Below are 19223 nucleotides of genomic sequence, written 5' to 3' on the forward strand. Positions count from 1 at the left end.
AATTCAAAAGGGAAGATGACCCATGTTTAAAAGAATGACGGCTTTTTCTTGCTTGGTGTTGTTTGCACTGGCGCTGTCGGGTTGCTTCGATAGCAAAGGGGATGGATTTGTGGGGCGATGGACTGGCGAAAACATGAAAAGAATGGGCAAACCAACCTATGTAATGGATATATCTAAGGATGGCGAAATTTTCCACGTAAACCTCGAAACTACAGCTGATATTGTGGGGTATGGAAAAATGGAAACTAACCTGCAGCGATTTGAAGCCAAAGCAGAGTCGGATAGTGTCCTAAGTATGGCTAGTGGTCTTGCAACCATGCGCCTGGAAGGCAACGTCATCTATTTCGATAACACTACCTACACCCGAGCAAAATAACGGAGGCGGCATGGACGTAACAAAGATAGCCCAGACGTTGTTCAATTTCGTTGATGCCGCCCTGCAAAGCGCCTTGGTCACCGGGATGGCCAAGGTGATGCTGGGGCTTGGAGCGCTCTTCGGGACGATGTGGTTGATCCACTTCACGCTGCGAAACATGCAATGGCTGTACCGAGGAATGAACGTTGCCTTCGAGGATGTGGCCAAAGAAATTATGAAAATGGCTGCCATCACTGCGTGTGCGTTCAGTGTGCAATGGTACGTACAAACGATTGTGCCCTTCGTTACCGGTTTACCCAACTGGATGGGGGGCATTTTGTCCGGCCAGGAGGGCGTGCAGACCAATCAGATAGATAGTTTGATTGCAACGTATACCATAAACCTGCAAGCGCTTATCAATGCCATGAACTTCAATATATTCAGAGCCAGTTTCTCTGATATTTGGTTGGGGATTCAGGGGGTGGTGTTTTATGTACTGGGAGGCATACCGTTCTTGCTGGCCGCCGTCGCCACGCTCTTTGTACTGAAGGTTTTGACAACGGCTATCGTGGCCGTAGGGCCTCTGTTCATCGCCTTTCTGCTGTTTGAACAGACCAAGCAGTATTTCTGGGGGTGGGTTGCAGCCATCGCAGGCTTTATGTTGGCTCAGGTCCTGATATCAGTTGTGCTGGCTATCGAAATTGGTTTTATCAACACCGTGATGATTAAAGATGGCTCCTTGAACACCACTTTGGCGGGCAATATCACCATCCTGATTGTCTTTTGCACGTTCACAGCGCTGGTCATCGAACTGCCTCAGCAAGCAGCCTCCATCATGGGCGGTGGCCCCTCCGGAGGCGGAATGATCAGCAAAATTTCAGGATTTGGAGCAGCAAGAAGCATGACCAGCGGTGCCGCTGCCGGCATTTCCAGACTGCGGAGGGGACGCAACAACATCAAATAGCACACCGATTTACCGTTACCGGCTACATCCTCTCCCTACTCGCAACACCCTCGTTTCTCTCAGGTACTCCACTATGAATGTCAAACTTGCTTTGAGCGGGCTGCTTTCGGCTGCCTTGCTGTCAGGGTGTGGCTCTGCACCCAAGCTTTCCGAACCGGAAGGGCAGTGGGAAGACATGCCCTTTACCCACAAGCCTGCGCCTGTACCAGCCGCCGTGATACCGGCTACGCGCCCCGTGCCTGGCCAGGTACGGCCAGCGGCAAGCCCCGTGCCCCAGGCCCAGCCGCTCAAGACCACCAGTCAAAAGCGCCCGGCAACTGCCGCAAGCGCCTCCCCGGCAAAGCCCGCCGAGGTCCCGCCCAACGACTCCAAATGCTCCGCGAACTGATCCGCGCAGCGCGTGTTTGTCCCGTTTAGGTGATCTATGAAAAAGTTTCGAAAATCCAAACAGGACGTGATCGATCAGGAGCGGCAACTGGCCGCCCGTACCAGCATCGACGCGGCCACCGCACAAGACATCAGCCTGGCCGAACAGGCATTCATCCACGCAGCGCGGTATTTCGAGAAGAACATCGCCGCCGACGAGAAGGCCAAGACCAAAAACGCCCGTCGCCTGGCGGGCTTCTTCGGTGTGCTGACCTTTATGTCCATCGCCGCCGTGATGGGCCTGACCCCGCTCAAGACCGTGCAACTTGGCCTGGTACGGGTAGACAACAACTCCGGCTACACGGACGTGGTGTGGGCCGACGACAAGGGCAAGCCACCGGAGCAGATCGATGACGAGTTCTGGCTCTCGACTTATGTACGGTTTCGCGAGAGCTACAACTTCTCAAGCCACGACGCAGAGTTCGGCATGGTGGAGCTGATGTCCTACGGTGAAACGTTTACCGAATACCGTAATTTCCAGTTGTCCTCCAAGGGCTATCTGGAAGTGCTGGGGACCAACCGGCAAATCCGCACGGATATCAACAATATCAACTTCCTCCAGCGTAAAGACCGGAAGGCACCGCCCAGGTGCGGATCACCAAAACCGTGCTGGACCGCAACGGCACCCCCGACCCTCAGCTGGCCCCGGTGACCTGGGTGGCGACGGTGACCTACGACTACAAGAACCCTGCCAAAAAAGCCGGTGACCAGTGGCTTAACCCCCGAGGTTTTGGGGTCAAGGCCTACACGATGACCCAGGAAGTGGGGGTGTCCAATGGTAAATAAAGCCGTTTCAGGCCTGACGGCGCTGTTGGCCTTAACGTGTGTCGTCCCGGCTCTTGCCGAGAGCCTGGGCACCGGCTCATCACTCGACCGGCGCGTGCAGACCGCTGTTTACAGCCCGGACAACGTGTACCGCATCCAGGCCTCGATAGGTCGTACCTCGCTGGTTCAGCTTCCGGCCAACGAGACCATCAACGAGGCGTCAGGCCTGATGGTGTCAGGTGATCCCAAGGCCTGGTCCATCGGTCCGAACAAGGCCGGTAATCTGGTGGCCATCAAACCCATCACCGACCAGGAGCCCAATACCAACCTGGTGATCAACACCAACCGGCACACCTACCTGCTGGAACTGAAACTGGTGACTCGTGCTGCGGACATGACCTATGCGCTGCGCTTCACCTACCCCGAGCCGCCGAAAAAGTCCGGCGCGGTACGCCGTGACCCCGGCAACCCGTGCGACGGCCCGGTGCAAAACGGCCCCTATCAGAAGCGCTCCAGTTCAGAGAGCCGGTCCATAGCGCCGTATGAGGGCTGGGACAACGGCATGCTTACCTGCTTCCGCTTCACCGGCAACGGGCCTCGCCCGGTGCTGTACCAGGTATTGCCCGATGGCACCGAAACCCTGGCGGACGCGCACAACGAACAGAACGTGGTCGTGGTGCATGGGGTCAGCCGGCTGTTTCGGTTCCGCCTAAACGGCTTGGTTGTAGAGGCCCGGCCTACCGTTCAGGTGAACACGGGGTACAACTTCAACGGGACCACCACCGGCGAGATTCGGGAGCTCAAGCATGCAGAACAATGACAACGACCAAGCCCCGGCGAACACCCCAGGGCCGGACAGCATCGGGCCACCCGAACCAGCAGCGACCCCGGAACAGGCAACGGCCTCCGAGCCTGCCAGCACCCAGGCCCGAGGGGCCTTTGACGTGCGGGCCAAACGCACAGGCGATGCCCAAAACAAGAAGTCGCTTTACCTGGGCCTGGCCGGGCTGGTGTTTGTAGGGCTGCTGGTGATTGGCGGACTCTGGTACTTCACCATTTCCCAGATGAAAACTACCGGCTCAGAGGTTGATGAAACCAACGTCAAGAAGGACGCGACCCTGGACGTCAATCAGGTCAGCGACGACAGCATGAAAAAGGCACGGGAAGCCAAACTGGCCGCTGACAAAGCCGAAGAGGACAGGAGAGCCCGCGCTGAAAGAGACCGATTGGCGAAGGAGGAAAAGGATAAAAGGGACGCCAATCGCGGATCGACCGATCAGGGACATGCCGCCAGTGTGCCGCCACCGCCCGGCCAGAACACACCGGTCGTGGAGACCCCCCGGCAACGCAAACTGGGGGCTGCAATGTTCGTCACTTCGGAAGATGCGATGGGCACCGGCGCTGCGGACACTCAGCCGCAACAGCCGACCAACGATCAGCCCTCACTGCCGCCTTCATTGCTGGCTGACGTGCAAGGCGGATCGAGCAGCGGTTTGGGTGGTGAATCGTCCAGCAGAAAACGCAGCAGCCTGAGCAACCTGGGCGGTACCACCTTTGCCCCGGCCAAGGCGTACCTGGCACCGAACCGCAAGTACCTGGTCAGCCACAACACCTACACGCGCTGCGCGCTGTACACCGAAATCATCAGCACCCACCCAGGGCTGGTGGATTGTCGTCTGACCGATCCGCTGTATTCCGCCGATGGCTCCACGGTGATTGCGGCAGCGGGTGACAAGCTCACCGGTGAACAGACGGTTGAGGTTGGGCCAGGCGAAACCAGTGTGTTCACCACCTGGACCGAAATCGAAACCCAATCGGGTGTACGGGCCAAGATTGACAGCTTGGGTGCAGGCCCCATGGGAGCCAGCGGACCGAAGCCTGGATCAATCGCCACTACATGCAGCGCTTTGGCGGTGCAGTGATGTTGTCGTTCATCCAGGACGCGCTTCAGGCTGCGTCCAACACCACGCAGAAAAGCTCGGGGTCTGGTCGTGATGCCGGTCATGCAGGAAGTGGCCCGCATCATGGTTCCCCACGTTCAGGCGCTGATAGCGCATGAGCGTGACGGCACTCCGCTTGCGTTGCCGTTGTTTGCCTGATGGTCGATGTAGTGGACAGTGCCACCCGTAGCAGGCTGATGTCCAGCATACGGGGGCGCAACACGAAACCGGAAATTCTGATTCGAAGTCTGCTGCACCGTAAGGGCTTCCGGTTCCGTCTCCATGTCCGCGATTACCGGGCAAGCCCGATATCGTGCTGCCACGTTACCATGCAGTGATATTCGTGCATGGATGCTTCTGGCATAGACATGACTGCCCGTTGTTTAAATGGCCCAGCACGCGCCCGGACTTCTGGCAAGATAAAATCGAACGGAACCGCACAAACGATCACAAAGCGAGCGAAGCCCTGCTTGCGAGCGGGTGGCGGGTTGGCATCGTCTGGGAATGCGCCATTCGTGGTGCGAGTAAAAACATTGAGGCAGTCGCACAAAGCCTTGCCGACTGGCTTCAAGGCAGTGCCCGATTTATCGAGGAGCGGGGATGAAACGAGGGTATCTGTCCGAGTATTTCGAGGGCGTCGCAGCCAAGCGTTTGAGCGCGGTCGAAGCCGATGTCATCAAATCGCACCAGCATGAGTTCAACGGCGTAGAGGGCTTGCGGGAGATTCTGGGCGAGCCGGAAGGCAAGGTGCAATATCAGGCAAAGCTGATGTATCTCACCGACCAAGACGATGAACCCATAGTCGAAGACAGTACGCTGACATGGTATGACGCACGGCAGCGGGCACGAAACGAACGTGGTGTAATGCGCTGGGAATATCGCCTATATTTCAAGACGACCAATGTTTCGCTGAATGCTGCTGCTGGCGATCTGCTTGTGATTGCGAAGCCCCGCGATGGCAGTCTGCTGGTTGTCATTGCTGAAAGCGGGTCGAGCATCGCCAGGCAGATTGAATGGTTGTTTGGTTTTGCCGATCTTGCACATCCCGGTTTTTCTGTTAAATCCGAATTGGAAACGGAACAGGATCGCATCGAATTTGCATCGCGCTTCATTCTGGAAAGCATCGGCGTTGTAGTCGAGACATCTGCCGAAACTTACCTTGATGTCATGCTTGAAAAATTCAAAGGGAAGTTTCCAACCACCCGCGAATTTTCGGCTTATGCACGTTCGACCCTTAAAGACCTTGACGCACGCGCCGAACCAGACCTCGTGATAATGACTTGGATGGAGCGCGAAGAAATCCTGTTTCGCACGCTTGAACGCTACCTTATCGCCGACCGTTTATCAAAAGGATTCGCAGGCGAAGTGGATGTAGGCGTTGACGTGGATGGCTTCCTGTCATTTTCTCTGTCGGTGCAAAATCGTCGCAAGAGCCGGGTCGGCCTTGCGCTGGAAAACCATCTTGAACTGTTGTTTGCGGAAAACGGTTTGCGCTACGCACGCACCGCTGTCACAGAAAACAAGGCGAAGCCGGATTTTCTGTTCCCTGGCATGGCGGAATACCACAACCCGGCGTATGACTCGTTGAAGCTTACTATGCTGGGCGTGAAATCAACCTGCAAGGATCGCTGGCGGCAGGTGCTCGCTGAGGCTGACAGGATCAACAACAAACACCTGCTGACCTTGGAAACAGCTATCTCCACGCACCAGACCGACGAAATGGCGAGCAAGTGCCTGCAACTCGTCTTGCCTCGTGGCCTGCATCAGACCTATACACCTGCCCAGCAAGCGTGGTTGATGGACGTGGCGGCATTCACGGACTTGGTACGTTTCCGGCAGATGGCCTGACTGCTTTAACGTACTTTAATTCCACTTTTGTCAAATGCCCCAAGATTCTGTACTGACACGCAGGTACACCCGCGCAACATTGAGAGTCGTCATCATATGGCTCATTTCGGTATACCCAAATAAGCCGAGCTTATCAGCTATGGCTCAGTTGACCTAAAGGCAACCCTAATGAGCCGTGCCAGAAAGAACTACTCTTTTGAGCCATACCTAACGCCAAGGGCATGGTTCAGGTTGTTTTTGTTCCCCCTGCGCATAATCGACCGTTGCACATTACGCAAACAAACGTTCGAGCTGGTCAAGATAAGCCGGAATCACCAAAAGCCTATCTAGATTCGTACGGCAAATTGCCGTACAGTTGCACAAGGAGGATAAAATCATGCCCACTGCCGTATCCACTGCCCGTCTAGAAGCCAGAATTAGCACCGATTTGCATTCGATGCTTAAGCGTGCAGCCGAACTTCAAGGGCGTACCATGACTGATTTCGTGGTGTCTGCTGTGCAGGATGCGGCGCAACGCGCCATTGAGCAGGCCGAAGTTATCCGGCTATCGCTGGCCGATCAGGATTGCTTTGCACAAGCACTGCTATCACCGGCGCAACCAGTCCGTGCTTTGGAACGTGCTTTTGCTCATCGCAGCAAGCTCTTGCGCACTGAATGAGCGTTGCACCCTTCAGGCTCGCGCTGCTCGATGCCACGCATGATCGCGCGGCATTCAACAGCGATTCGGAGCCATTAAATCGATACCTACGCGAGCAAGTCACCCAAGACGTTCGCCGCCGCGTGGCCGCTTGCTTTGTGGCTTTAGCAGACGGGCAGCGCATCGCGGGTTACTACACATTGGCAGCAGCAAGCCTATTATTGGCCGATCTTCCGGCCAGTATCGGCAAGAAGTTACCGCGCTATCCGACCGTGCCCGCCGTTCGTATGGGGCGCTTGGCTGTCGACCAGGCTTTCAAGTCGCAAGGTCTTGGCGGTGCGCTGCTGGCCGATGCGCTCGACCGTGCTATCCGTTCGGAGATTGCAGCCTTCGCCCTGATGGTGGATGCCAAGGACGAGGCGGCAGTGGCTTTCTATGGGCATCACGGTTTTATTGCATTGCCAGATTCGCCGCATACCCTATTTTTGGCGTTAGCAACCGTCCAAAATTTGCTAGGGAGCCGCTGATTTATCATGGTTTACCCTCATAATCGTGAATAAGTAAAAACTTATAAGCGTATTTACTGCTTTCCGTACTTCTGTAAAAGAAGTTCTCTCACTTCATCTGCAATCCGGTTACCACGTTCAGCACATTGTATTTTGATAGCTCGATGTAAGCTTTCTGGTATGTCGATAGTCAGGCGTTTGTTGGCTTCTTTGTCGCTGGCCTGGACCTCACGGTTCTGCACCCATTCTTCGGCAGCTGCGTTGACGGTGGGCTTAGCTCCAATCAAGATTTTCTTAGCGCTCATTTTCCGAACTCCATCAATTCAGCTACCAAGGCTTCAATTTCATTCGTTGCTGGCCCTTCTGCTGAAATTTCAAAAATGGCTTTTCCTTGCGCTGCTGCTTCGGCGTAGATAACACGCTGTGTAATTGTTGCTGACAGCAAAGTCACCGGATAGGCAGCCAGGGCTTCACCTACATCGCGACCTATAGCCGTATTTGCGATTTTACGATTTACCACAAAAGCGTATTTGAGACTTTCTTTATATACTGTGGCCTCCTGTACGAGCTTCACAACCTCATCAGCTGCCCAAATGTCATATGGGGATGGCTGCACGGGATCAACACGAGGTCACTGGCCATGATCGCACTGCGGGCAAGGTCAGTAACTCGCGGAGGGCCGTCTATGATGATGTGATCATAGCCTTGGCCAACCTGGCTTATTTCTTTATGAATGGATGCACGGGGCAGGCCCACTACAGAAAAAAGCGGTTCACCTTCGCGGGCTGCTGACCAGTCCAAAGAACTTCCCTGAGGGTCAGCGTCAATTAGCAGGACGCGTGCCCCCCTTTTGGCAAGAGCAGCAGCGATATTGACTGATAGCGTCGTTTTACCTACCCCGCCCTTCTGATTCAAAACACCTATTATCATATCGGCCTCTGCGTAAATGCGATTTTGCGTATTTGAGATTAATCGCATTTACGATTATACAGAAAATAAAGTCATTAGGAAGCTGGAAGGACGTCTATTTAGGTGGGGGCTTACGGAGCCGCCAAAATTTTCGTCTACCTATAAGCATCAGTTGGCAGAGTCTGACCTATAGCGCTCTGGGTATAGGATGTGCAGCTCGGTAATTTCGCCATCAAAAATGCGGCAAAGATTTTCTGCCAACGCTGTGGAGGCGCGTTGCTCACCCCTTTCAACTCGGGAAAGGTTTCCCGTGTCTGTCCTGTCTGCCCCGACGTCAGCGAGACGGTTGGATACTTCAGTTAGGGTCCAACCTCGGGCTGTTCGAGCTTTTTTTAGCGGTGTCATAAGTGCTGCCTGATTGGAAAATACAGTGAATTCTGCGATTGGCGCATAATCAATTCAAGCAAAATTTGCGCATACGACTTTGCGCACCAAGCATGGTAGCTGGAAAATTCATGCCCTATGGATATAGGACAAATCATAAGAAACGCACGTAAGGCAAAAAAGCTTTCCCTAGAGGAGCTTGCCTATCAAATCGGCTCGGACTCAGGAAACCTTTCACGTTTCGAGCGTGGCTTGCAGGGGACTACCCCCGAAAAGCTAAAGCTCATCATGGCGGCGCTAGGTATCCAGCTTACTGCACAGCAGCAAATGGAAACAGTTCTGTACTCAGACCCCAATAACGTATCCGGCGTGCGTCAGCCTATACGCGAGCCTCGTGAATTTCCTCTTATTAGCTGGGTAGCAGCGGGAGAGGTTACCGAATCGCCTGGGAAAATCGGAGAAAGTCATAGGATGATACAGTCCACAGAAAACGCTGGTTACGGAGCTTATTGGCTTATGGTTAACGGCCATTCGATGACTTGCACCGGAAACCCAAGCTTTCCTGAAGGATCCTTGATTCTCGTTAAGCCTGATGCCGAAGTGATCAACGGAAAATTTTACGTAGTCGAAATGCTTGATTCTGGTGATAAAACCTTCAAGCAATATGTAGAAGACGCGGGATACCGGTATCTCCGACCCCTTAATGAAAAATACAGGACCATCGAAATCGACGGTAACTGTCGCTTCATCGGACGAGTAGTAGATGCGAGGATGTCGGGCCTATGATTCCAGGCTACTCCTAATTGCTCTAACAGCGCTCTTCTATCTCCAAACCCTCATAAGCCCGCACAGCGGGCTTTTTCTTACTTAAATTGCACTCGACGCAGAAATTGTTCTGCGCATAATGCAGCCTTGATTCTGCGAATAGCGCAGAATAGTGCTGGTAGGAACCAGCTCTTTCAAGGCAGCGATGGGTCGGCCTTAACGGCTCAGAGGGTTGGCAACTGGCCCAGGGTGCGCAGCGTAAAGCCCCAAACAAGTTTTCTGGCGGACAGGGTCGCGGCCGGAAATACGATTTAAGACCCCTCGATCTCATTTTTGGGAGATCGAGAGGTTTCACCAAATGGCCTTGTACAAGGCCATTCGGGAAACCTCCCATAACGTAAGGAACCTGCAATGCTCACCACCAGTGCCTTTCTGGCCCTGGCTATGCAATGCGCTCCCTCGATACATCCCGCCACGCTTACTCCCATCGTCAAGACAGAATCCTCCTTCAATCCCTATGCCATTGGCGTGGTCGGCAAAGTGTTGCCGCGTCAACCGCAAAGCCTGGATGAAGCTGTATTGGTGGTGAAGCAGCTGGTGGAGGAGGGCGCTAACTTCAGCATCGGCCTGGGCCAAATCAACCGGCAGCATTTCGATGTCAGCCGCCCTGAAACTGTATTCGAACCCTGCACCAACCTGCGCATGGCCGCCGCTGTTCTTGAGCAGTGCTATGCAGTGACCAGCGCCAAGGAGCCCAACCGGCAGGTAGCGCTGCACAAGGCCATTTCCTGCTACTACAGCGGCAACCCCAAACGCGGCTTCAAGGCCGAGGCCGCTTTTGGCGGTAGCAGCCATGTGCAACGGGTGTTGGCCAACGCAGGCGGCACCAGCGTCACCGTCCCGGCTCTGGAAAGTGGTTCAGCTGATCCGAGCCAGCTCCAGCGCGCTCAGGCCCCGGCGTCCACCGTTGATCCGACCTATGAAAGCTGGGACGTGCTGCGCCAGTACCCGCGCTATCTGCCGCCGGCACCGCCGGCTGCTTCTGCGCCATCCGCTTCACCTGCTGTTCCCGCTTCACCCCCTGACGAACCCTCAAATCTCCCTCAAGAGGATCAATGATGATCAAACGTACCCTTGTGCCCAACAAAGGCGAGCTGTGCATTTTGCTGGTGGCCGTAGCCTGCCTGCCCGGAATCGCTTCCGCTGACTGGCTGACTACGTTGAACCAGTTGGGCAGCAATATCCGTCTGGGCCTCTACACCCTGGCGGGAACCCTGGGCCTGGCTTGCCTGATCTGGTCAGGTGCCCAATGGCTGATTGCCCGTTCTACAGGCGACCGCTCGCACACCTTCATGGACTACTTGCAACAGGTGGGTGTGCTGCTGGTTGTCGGTGGCTCGGTGGCCTTGGGCACGGCGGCCTGGCAGGTGTTCGGCACCGGCGTGCCGGGTTGACCAGGAGTGCTTATGGCCGGTAACGAAGTGCTCAAAAAAGAGGTTTCCCCAAGCTACAACGCGATGAGTCGGCCCGCGATGTTCTGGAACATCCCCATCATGCCGATGGTGGGATTGCTGATGGGCGGCCTGGTCTTCGGTGTTGCCGCGACGTTTCTGCTGTCCTGGGTGTGGGGCCTGGTCGTTGCCTCCCCATTCCTGATTGCCCTCATCGCCTTGAGGGTTGTTGGCCTGATCGATCCTCAATATTTACGCCGCGTCCGCTTTGCACTGCGGCGTCTCCGGCTGAACCTCAAGTACGGCAAACCGTTGTTGCTGACCCCCATTAATCCGCAATGGAGCAAATTCTATGGCGCACGATTTTCACAAAAGCGTTATGCCAGCGGAGGACAAAGTGCCGCTGATGGGCTATCCGGTAGACGAGCTCATGACAACTCTGTCAGGCAATCGCCTGGTGAGCCTGATCCAGCTCAAGGGGGTCTCCCCTGAGACTCGCAGTGATGCAGAACTGATCCGCCTGTGCGAGACCCGCAACCGCTACTTTCTGGCGTTGGGCAAGAAAGAAGGGAAAAACCTGTTGGTGCACACCTACACCACCAAGACAGGCATCGAGCTGGACACGCAGTACACGATGCCGCTGCCTGCCCTGCAGGACTTCGTAGACGCTTATACCGAACCGTTTCGCAACGGCACCTTCTACCAGGTGGGCTACGGCCTTGCCCTGGTTCTTAAGTACCGCGAGCTGGATGACGGAATCCAGCGCATGAACGACCTGTTGTCACTGACCAGAACCCTACTGGCCGAATATGACCCAGCGATCATGGGCCTGGAGGAGAACGAACACGGCGCATTGTTCTCGCAGATCGGGCGCTACTACAGCCTGCTGATCAACGGGCACGAAAAAGACGTGCTGGTCAGTGATACCCGTCTGGGCGACGCGATCATTGACAGCGTCACCAACTTTGAAAACTACGATTTTGTGGAGAACCGGCCCAACCGAGGCGGTCAGCGTTTCGCGACCACCTTTGACCTGCGCGACTACCCCAGTGGCGGGACTTACCCCGGCATGTGGGATGAAGCCAACGAGCAGCAATTCGAGTTCACCCTGGTGCAAACGTTTCTGTTCGAGGATCGCAACAAGGCCAAGGACAAATTCCAAAAGCACAAGGCGGATCTGGGCTCGGTCGAAAACGACTCCCATCAAACCAAGGAGCTTGAAAAAGCCATCGAAGGCATCACCCTGGGTGAAAAGGCGTTCGGTCGTTATCACGCCTCCCTGATCGTTTACGGCAAGACCCCGGACCAGGCCATCGAGAACGGCACGAAAATGACGTCGGTGTTTACGGTGCGTGACGCGACCTTTGTGCGTTCGACCATGAGCAACGTCGATACCTGGTACACGCAGTTCCCAGGTGTGACCGAGGCCATGTACCCCATGATGAAATCGACCGAGAACCTGGCGGACAGCTTTTCACTGCACTCCACCCCCACGGGCAAGGTCAAGGGCAACCCCATCGGTGATGGAACGGGCGTGATGCCGGTGCTGACGGTCAACAAGGCCTTATATGTGCTCAACGTGCATGACAGCCCGCCCGGTCAGAACAACCTCGGTGAAATGTTGCCAGGGCATGCGGTCTTCACGGGCCAGACGGGGGTCGGTAAAACCACCGCTGAGGCCACCCTGCTGACCTTTCTCAGCCGCTTCGATCCGCTGATATTCAGCATCGACTACAACGAGTCGCTGAGACACCTGCTGTGTGCATTGGGGGCCGAGTATTACACCGTGCAGTTGGGGCACTTCACCGGCGTCAACCCGTTCCAGTTTCACGACAGTCCGGGGTTGCGGCAAATGCTGTTTGACCTGGTGCTGTGCTGCGCCGGTGGCCCTGACAAGAGCAACGACGCTGACCAGACAAGGATCAAGGACTCTATCGAGGCGGTCATGGCGCACACCAACGTGCGCAATCGCAGCATGTCATTGCTGCTGCGAAACATCCCCGAACAAGGCGAAAACTGCTTGCGGACCCGGCTATCGAAATGGTGTCGCCTGGCCGGTGAGGGCCGTGTAGGGCAATACGCCTGGGTACTGGATTCGCCGGTCAACCAGTTCGATGCGCAGACCTACCGGCGTCTCGCCTTCGATTGCACGCAGCTGCTCAAAAACAATTATGCCGAGAAACACCCCGAGGTCATGGAGGCGTTTCTGAACACGCTGTTCTACATGAAGCGCGAAATGCACCAGGCCCGCCCCGGCAACCTGCTGCTCAACGTGGTGGCCGAGTACTGGGCACCGCTGTCCTTCAAGAGTACGGCAGACGCCATCCAGGAGGTGCTGCAAAGCGGACGCATGCGCGGGGAAATCCTGATCATGGACACCCAGTATCCCGAGCAAGCGCTGGCGACGAAGTATGCTCCGGCGGTCATTCAGCAGGTGATTACGCCCATCTGGCTGCCCAACAAAAACGCCCAGGCTAAGAGTTACGCCAAGTTTGGCGTCACGGGCAAGCTGTTCGAAGCGGTGCGTGACATGGGGAAACTCAGCCGGGAAATGGTGGTGCAGCAGGGTCACCAGACGGTGAAGCTGAAGATGGAGCTGGGCGGCCCCCTCAAATACTGGTTGCCGTTGCTGTCGGCCACGAAAATGAACCTGGCGGTCGCCGAGCGTATCCGGCAACACCTGGGCACGACCGATCCCAAGGTATGGGTCGATGCGTTTCTGGTGGCCGAGGCCGTGCGCCAATGGTTGAACACCGACGACCCCGCTGTATGGCTGCCCGCGTTCGACTACGCCGACAACCTGCGCCAGTCCATGAACACGCGAGATGCACAGCGCTGGATGCCGGCCTTCCAGAAAGCCTGGAAGGCCCTTCAGGAACACAACGAAATGGAGGTTTCATCATGAACAAACACGTGATGGCTTATGCGCTGAGCGCGCTCATAGTGACCGCCGCCCTGCCTGCTGCCCACGCCGCAGTGCCAGGCGTTCCGGTCCTGGACCCGTCTACCCTGCTCACGCTGAGGGCGAATGCGTTGGCCCAGGCCAAGCAGGCGATGGATGCACTGACCACGGCCAAGGACGCCATCCGCGAGACCGCGCAGCAGTACAACCACTACAAGAGCATCATCACCGGCAATGACATGCTGGGTGGGTTCCTGAACGACCCCGCCTTGAACAAGGTCATGCCCATGGGCGACTGGGCCGATGTCTACGGCACGGCACGGGACATCGCCAGTTTGCGTGACCGCTACGGCTTAACCTCGGATAATGCCAGCGTGCAGCAGAAATTCGACCAGATGATGTCGGTTGCCGATGCGCTGGAGCGCAATTACAACGCCAGCACCGAACGGGTCAAGAATGCCGATTTGCTACGGGCACGGTTGAACGAGGTGACGACCCCACAGCAGAAGGAGGACTTACAGCTGCGCTACCAGCAGGAGCTGATCGAGCTGCAAAACCAGCAGATGCGGCTGGCCAACATGCAGATGCTTCAGCAGCAACAAGAGAAAATGGAAAACGAAAAACGGGCCCAGGCGTTCCGTGATTACATGAACGGTAAAACGAGCGTGCGGCCCAGCTACGATTGATTAACCAATAAATTCAAAAGGGAAGATGACCCATGTTTAAAAGAATGACGGCTTTTTCTTGCTTGGTGTTGTTTGCACTGGCGCTGTCGGGTTGCTTCGATAGCAAAGGGGATGGATTTGTGGGGCGATGGACTGGCGAAAACATGAAAAGAATGGGCAAACCAACCTATGTAATGGATATATCTAAGGATGGCGAAATTTTCCACGTAAACCTCGAAACTACAGCTGATATTGTGGGGTATGGAAAAATGGAAACTAACCTGCAGCGATTTGAAGCCAAAGCAGAGTCGGATAGTGTCCTAAGTATGGCTAGTGGTCTTGCAACCATGCGCCTGGAAGGCAACGTCATCTATTTCGATAACACTACCTACACCCGAGCAAAATAACGGAGGCGGCATGGACGTAACAAAGATAGCCCAGACGTTGTTCAATTTCGTTGATGCCGCCCTGCAAAGCGCCTTGGTCACCGGGATGGCCAAGGTGATGCTGGGGCTTGGAGCGCTCTTCGGGACGATGTGGTTGATCCACTTCACGCTGCGAAACATGCAATGGCTGTACCGAGGAATGAACGTTGCCTTCGAGGATGTGGCCAAAGAAATTATGAAAATGGCTGCCATCACTGCGTGTGCGTTCAGTGTGCAATGGTACGTACAAACGATTGTGCCCTTCGTTACCGGTTTACCCAACTGGATGGGGGGCATTTTGTCCGGCCAGGAGGGCGTGCAGACCAATCAGATAGATAGTTTGATTGCAACGTATACCATAAACCTGCAAGCGCTTATCAATGCCATGAACTTCAATATATTCAGAGCCAGTTTCTCTGATATTTGGTTGGGGATTCAGGGGGTGGTGTTTTATGTACTGGGAGGCATACCGTTCTTGCTGGCCGCCGTCGCCACGCTCTTTGTACTGAAGGTTTTGACAACGGCTATCGTGGCCGTAGGGCCTCTGTTCATCGCCTTTCTGCTGTTTGAACAGACCAAGCAGTATTTCTGGGGGTGGGTTGCAGCCATCGCAGGCTTTATGTTGGCTCAGGTCCTGATATCAGTTGTGCTGGCTATCGAAATTGGTTTTATCAACACCGTGATGATTAAAGATGGCTCCTTGAACACCACTTTGGCGGGCAATATCACCATCCTGATTGTCTTTTGCACGTTCACAGCGCTGGTCATCGAACTGCCTCAGCAAGCAGCCTCCATCATGGGCGGTGGCCCCTCCGGAGGCGGAATGATCAGCAAAATTTCAGGATTTGGAGCAGCAAGAAGCATGACCAGCGGTGCCGCTGCCGGCATTTCCAGACTGCGGAGGGGACGCAACAACATCAAATAGCACACCGATTTACCGTTACCGGCTACATCCTCTCCCTACTCGCAACACCCTCGTTTCTCTCAGGTACTCCACTATGAATGTCAAACTTGCTTTGAGCGGGCTGCTTTCGGCTGCCTTGCTGTCAGGGTGTGGCTCTGCACCCAAGCTTTCCGAACCGGAAGGGCAGTGGGAAGACATGCCCTTTACCCACAAGCCTGCGCCTGTACCAGCCGCCGTGATACCGGCTACGCGCCCCGTGCCTGGCCAGGTACGGCCAGCGGCAAGCCCCGTGCCCCAGGCCCAGCCGCTCAAGACCACCAGTCAAAAGCGCCCGGCAACTGCCGCAAGCGCCTCCCCGGCAAAGCCCGCCGAGGTCCCGCCCAACGACTCCAAATGCTCCGCGAACTGATCCGCGCAGCGCGTGTTTGTCCCGTTTAGGTGATCTATGAAAAAGTTTCGAAAATCCAAACAGGACGTGATCGATCAGGAGCGGCAACTGGCCGCCCGTACCAGCATCGACGCGGCCACCGCACAAGACATCAGCCTGGCCGAACAGGCATTCATCCACGCAGCGCGGTATTTCGAGAAGAACATCGCCGCCGACGAGAAGGCCAAGACCAAAAACGCCCGTCGCCTGGCGGGCTTCTTCGGTGTGCTGACCTTTATGTCCATCGCCGCCGTGATGGGCCTGACCCCGCTCAAGACCGTGCAACTTGGCCTGGTACGGGTAGACAACAACTCCGGCTACACGGACGTGGTGTGGGCCGACGACAAGGGCAAGCCACCGGAGCAGATCGATGACGAGTTCTGGCTCTCGACTTATGTACGGTTTCGCGAGAGCTACAACTTCTCAAGCCACGACGCAGAGTTCGGCATGGTGGAGCTGATGTCCTACGGTGAAACGTTTACCGAATACCGTAATTTCCAGTTGTCCTCCAAGGGCTATCTGGAAGTGCTGGGGACCAACCGGCAAATCCGCACGGATATCAACAATATCAACTTCCTCCAGCGTAAAGACCGGGAAGGCACCGCCCAGGTGCGGATCACCAAAACCGTGCTGGACCGCAACGGCACCCCCGACCCTCAGCTGGCCCCGGTGACCTGGGTGGCGACGGTGACCTACGACTACAAGAACCCTGCCAAAAAAGCCGGTGACCAGTGGCTTAACCCCCGAGGTTTTGGGGTCAAGGCCTACACGATGACCCAGGAAGTGGGGGTGTCCAATGGTAAATAAAGCCGTTTCAGGCCTGACGGCGCTGTTGGCCTTAACGTGTGTCGTCCCGGCTCTTGCCGAGAGCCTGGGCACCGGCTCATCACTCGACCGGCGCGTGCAGACCGCTGTTTACAGCCCGGACAACGTGTACCGCATCCAGGCCTCGATAGGTCGTACCTCGCTGGTTCAGCTTCCGGCCAACGAGACCATCAACGAGGCGTCAGGCCTGATGGTGTCAGGTGATCCCAAGGCCTGGTCCATCGGTCCGAACAAGGCCGGTAATCTGGTGGCCATCAAACCCATCACCGACCAGGAGCCCAATACCAACCTGGTGATCAACACCAACCGGCACACCTACCTGCTGGAACTGAAACTGGTGACTCGTGCTGCGGACATGACCTATGCGCTGCGCTTCACCTACCCCGAGCCGCCGAAAAAGTCCGGCGCGGTACGCCGTGACCCCGGCAACCCGTGCGACGGCCCGGTGCAAAACGGCCCCTATCAGAAGCGCTCCAGTTCAGAGAGCCGGTCCATAGCGCCGTATGAGGGCTGGGACAACGGCATGCTTACCTGCTTCCGCTTCACCGGCAACGGGCCTCGCCCGGTGCTGTACCAGGTATTGCCCGATGGCACCGAAACCCTGGCGGACGCGCACAACGAACAGAACGTGGTCGTGGTGCATGGGGTCAGCCGGCTGTTTCGGTTCCGCCTAAACGGCTTGGTTGTAGAGGCCCGGCCTACCGTTCAGGTGAACACGGGGTACAACTTCAACGGGACCACCACCGGCGAGATTCGGGAGCTCAAGCATGCAGAACAATGACAACGACCAAGCCCCGGCGAACACCCCAGGGCCGGACAGCATCGGGCCACCCGAACCAGCAGCGACCCCGGAACAGGCAACGGCCTCCGAGCCTGCCAGCACCCAGGCCCGAGGGGCCTTTGACGTGCGGGCCAAACGCACAGGCGATGCCCAAAACAAGAAGTCGCTTTACCTGGGCCTGGCCGGGCTGGTGTTTGTAGGGCTGCTGGTGATTGGCGGACTCTGGTACTTCACCATTTCCCAGATGAAAACTACCGGCTCAGAGGTTGATGAAACCAACGTCAAGAAGGACGCGACCCTGGACGTCAATCAGGTCAGCGACGACAGCATGAAAAAGGCACGGGAAGCCAAACTGGCCGCTGACAAAGCCGAAGAGGACAGGAGAGCCCGCGCTGAAAGAGACCGATTGGCGAAGGAGGAAAAGGATAAAAGGGACGCCAATCGCGGATCGACCGATCAGGGACATGCCGCCAGTGTGCCGCCACCGCCCGGCCAGAACACACCGGTCGTGGAGACCCCCCGGCAACGCAAACTGGGGGCTGCAATGTTCGTCACTTCGGAAGATGCGATGGGCACCGGCGCTGCGGACACTCAGCCGCAACAGCCGACCAACGATCAGCCCTCACTGCCGCCTTCATTGCTGGCTGACGTGCAAGGCGGATCGAGCAGCGGTTTGGGTGGTGAATCGTCCAGCAGAAAACGCAGCAGCCTGAGCAACCTGGGCGGTACCACCTTTGCCCCGGCCAAGGCGTACCTGGCACCGAACCGCAAGTACCTGGTCAGCCACAACACCTACACGCGCTGCGCGCTGTACACCGAAATCATCAGCACCCACCCAGGGCTGGTGGATTGTCGTCTGACCGATCCGCTGTATTCCGCCGATGGCTCCACGGTGATTGCGGCAGCGGGTGACAAGCTCACCGGTGAACAGACGGTTGAGGTTGGGCCAGGCGAAACCAGTGTGTTCACCACCTGGACCGAAATCGAAACCCAATCGGGTGTACGGGCCAAGATTGACAGCTTGGGTGCAGGCCCCATGGGAGCCAGCGGGACCGAAGCCTGGATCAATCGCCACTACATGCAGCGCTTTGGCGGTGCAGTGATGTTGTCGTTCATCCAGGACGCGCTTCAGGCTGCGTCCAACACCACGCAGAAAAGCTCGGGGTCTGGAGGTTACACGGTGAACAACAGCGAGCAGAACGTGGAGAGCATGGCCAACAAGGCGCTGGACAGCACCATCAACATTCCGGACACCGCGCACCTGCTGCCGGGCACGGTCATCACCGTCATCGTGGCCCGCGACATCGACTTTTCATCGGTTTTCGAGAACCGCTAAGGAGTATT

Annotated in this window: 20 protein-coding genes and 4 pseudogenes; 22 read left to right on the forward strand and 2 right to left on the reverse strand. The window is 56.3% G+C overall.

Annotated features, from left to right (window positions below):
* Positions 1–22: 22 nt before the first annotated feature.
* The 10 genes and pseudogenes from LJU29_RS28100 to LJU29_RS28145 all read left to right on the forward strand — a co-directional run bounded on the left by LJU29_RS28100 (position 23) and on the right by LJU29_RS28145 (position 7462).
* A complete protein-coding gene (locus LJU29_RS28100; protein ID WP_122322525.1) occupies positions 23–376 on the forward strand; it encodes a hypothetical protein in 354 nt (117 codons plus the stop codon).
* A gap of 10 nt (positions 377–386) precedes the next feature.
* A complete protein-coding gene (locus LJU29_RS28105; RefSeq protein WP_257112967.1) occupies positions 387–1319 on the forward strand; it encodes a TrbL/VirB6 family protein in 933 nt (310 codons plus the stop codon).
* Positions 1320–1392: 73 nt separating this feature from the next.
* Positions 1393–1707: a conjugal transfer protein gene (locus LJU29_RS28110; RefSeq protein ID WP_257112968.1), complete on the forward strand. Its 315-nt coding sequence runs from the start codon at positions 1393–1395 to the stop codon at positions 1705–1707.
* Between the two features lie 36 nt (positions 1708–1743).
* A pseudogene (locus LJU29_RS28115) lies at positions 1744–2531 on the forward strand (VirB8 family type IV secretion system protein).
* Positions 2521–3330 (forward strand): TrbG/VirB9 family P-type conjugative transfer protein, encoded by an 810-nt coding sequence (locus LJU29_RS28120; RefSeq protein WP_122393730.1) that lies wholly within the window; start codon positions 2521–2523, stop codon positions 3328–3330. Before LJU29_RS28115 ends, LJU29_RS28120 begins: the two are co-directional and overlap by 11 nt.
* Positions 3317–4500 (forward strand): annotated as a pseudogene (locus LJU29_RS28125) (TraB/TrbI/VirB10 family type IV secretion system protein); the annotation flags it as partial. The gene LJU29_RS28120 and the pseudogene LJU29_RS28125, both read left to right, overlap by 14 nt.
* A 108-nt stretch (positions 4501–4608) precedes the next feature.
* Positions 4609–5054: pseudogene (locus tag LJU29_RS28130) on the forward strand (very short patch repair endonuclease).
* Positions 5051–6298, forward strand: a complete 1248-nt coding sequence (locus LJU29_RS28135; protein WP_019742101.1) for a type II restriction endonuclease — start codon at positions 5051–5053, stop codon at positions 6296–6298. Before LJU29_RS28130 ends, LJU29_RS28135 begins: the two are co-directional and overlap by 4 nt.
* 376 nt (positions 6299–6674) lie before the next feature.
* On the forward strand, positions 6675–6956 hold the full coding sequence (locus LJU29_RS28140) for a type II toxin-antitoxin system TacA family antitoxin (RefSeq protein ID WP_019742102.1): 282 nt from the start codon (positions 6675–6677) through the stop codon (positions 6954–6956).
* Positions 6953–7462 (forward strand): GNAT family N-acetyltransferase, encoded by a 510-nt coding sequence (locus LJU29_RS28145; RefSeq protein ID WP_019742103.1) that lies wholly within the window; start codon positions 6953–6955, stop codon positions 7460–7462. Before LJU29_RS28140 ends, LJU29_RS28145 begins: the two co-directional genes overlap by 4 nt.
* 53 nt (positions 7463–7515) lie before the next feature.
* Here LJU29_RS28145 and LJU29_RS28150 read toward each other — a convergent pair whose 3' ends face one another.
* Positions 7516–7746 carry a hypothetical protein gene (locus tag LJU29_RS28150; RefSeq protein WP_019742104.1) on the reverse strand — a complete coding sequence of 77 codons (231 nt, stop codon included), beginning with the start codon at positions 7744–7746 and terminating at the stop codon, positions 7516–7518.
* Positions 7743–8371: pseudogene (gene parA / locus LJU29_RS29440) on the reverse strand (ParA family partition ATPase). Before parA ends, LJU29_RS28150 begins: the two are co-directional and overlap by 4 nt.
* A gap of 501 nt (positions 8372–8872) precedes the next feature.
* Here parA and LJU29_RS28170 point away from each other — a divergent pair.
* The 12 genes from LJU29_RS28170 to LJU29_RS28225 all read left to right on the forward strand — a co-directional run bounded on the left by LJU29_RS28170 (position 8873) and on the right by LJU29_RS28225 (position 19215).
* Positions 8873–9520, forward strand: a complete 648-nt coding sequence (locus tag LJU29_RS28170) for a helix-turn-helix domain-containing protein (protein WP_019740455.1) — start codon at positions 8873–8875, stop codon at positions 9518–9520.
* Positions 9521–9910: 390 nt separating this feature from the next.
* Positions 9911–10618, forward strand: coding sequence for a lytic transglycosylase domain-containing protein (locus LJU29_RS28175; RefSeq protein ID WP_257112958.1), 708 nt, complete (start codon positions 9911–9913; stop codon positions 10616–10618).
* The gene (locus LJU29_RS28180) at positions 10618–10953 is read left to right on the forward strand and encodes a conjugal transfer protein (protein ID WP_306459409.1); all 336 of its coding nucleotides are present in this window, start codon (positions 10618–10620) and stop codon (positions 10951–10953) included. The genes LJU29_RS28175 and LJU29_RS28180 overlap by 1 nt, the downstream gene beginning before the upstream one ends.
* A gap of 12 nt (positions 10954–10965) precedes the next feature.
* Positions 10966–11442: a VirB3 family type IV secretion system protein gene (locus LJU29_RS28185; RefSeq protein ID WP_080546703.1), complete on the forward strand. Its 477-nt coding sequence runs from the start codon at positions 10966–10968 to the stop codon at positions 11440–11442.
* Positions 11330–13855, forward strand: coding sequence for a VirB4 family type IV secretion/conjugal transfer ATPase (locus LJU29_RS28190; RefSeq protein ID WP_495629106.1), 2526 nt, complete (start codon positions 11330–11332; stop codon positions 13853–13855). The genes LJU29_RS28185 and LJU29_RS28190 overlap by 113 nt, the downstream gene beginning before the upstream one ends.
* On the forward strand, positions 13852–14538 hold the full coding sequence (virB5, locus tag LJU29_RS28195; RefSeq protein WP_257112965.1) for a P-type DNA transfer protein VirB5: 687 nt from the start codon (positions 13852–13854) through the stop codon (positions 14536–14538). The genes LJU29_RS28190 and virB5 overlap by 4 nt, the downstream gene beginning before the upstream one ends.
* A gap of 32 nt (positions 14539–14570) precedes the next feature.
* Positions 14571–14924: a hypothetical protein gene (locus LJU29_RS28200; protein WP_122322525.1), complete on the forward strand. Its 354-nt coding sequence runs from the start codon at positions 14571–14573 to the stop codon at positions 14922–14924.
* A 10-nt stretch (positions 14925–14934) separates the two neighbouring features.
* Complete coding sequence (locus LJU29_RS28205; protein WP_257112967.1) at positions 14935–15867, forward strand: TrbL/VirB6 family protein; 933 nt, start codon at positions 14935–14937, stop codon at positions 15865–15867.
* Positions 15868–15940: 73 nt separating this feature from the next.
* Positions 15941–16255 carry a conjugal transfer protein gene (locus LJU29_RS28210; protein ID WP_257112968.1) on the forward strand — a complete coding sequence of 105 codons (315 nt, stop codon included), beginning with the start codon at positions 15941–15943 and terminating at the stop codon, positions 16253–16255.
* 36 nt (positions 16256–16291) lie between these two features.
* Positions 16292–17080 carry a VirB8 family type IV secretion system protein gene (locus LJU29_RS28215; RefSeq protein ID WP_057442458.1) on the forward strand — a complete coding sequence of 263 codons (789 nt, stop codon included), beginning with the start codon at positions 16292–16294 and terminating at the stop codon, positions 17078–17080.
* Positions 17070–17879, forward strand: coding sequence for a TrbG/VirB9 family P-type conjugative transfer protein (locus LJU29_RS28220; RefSeq protein WP_122393730.1), 810 nt, complete (start codon positions 17070–17072; stop codon positions 17877–17879). Before LJU29_RS28215 ends, LJU29_RS28220 begins: the two co-directional genes overlap by 11 nt.
* Positions 17866–19215: a TrbI/VirB10 family protein gene (locus LJU29_RS28225; protein WP_257112970.1), complete on the forward strand. Its 1350-nt coding sequence runs from the start codon at positions 17866–17868 to the stop codon at positions 19213–19215. Before LJU29_RS28220 ends, LJU29_RS28225 begins: the two co-directional genes overlap by 14 nt.
* The last annotated feature ends 8 nt before the right edge of the window (positions 19216–19223 follow it).

Source organism: Pseudomonas ficuserectae (assembly GCF_024584585.1).
GTDB classification, from domain to species: Bacteria; Pseudomonadota; Gammaproteobacteria; order Pseudomonadales; family Pseudomonadaceae; genus Aquipseudomonas; species Aquipseudomonas amygdali.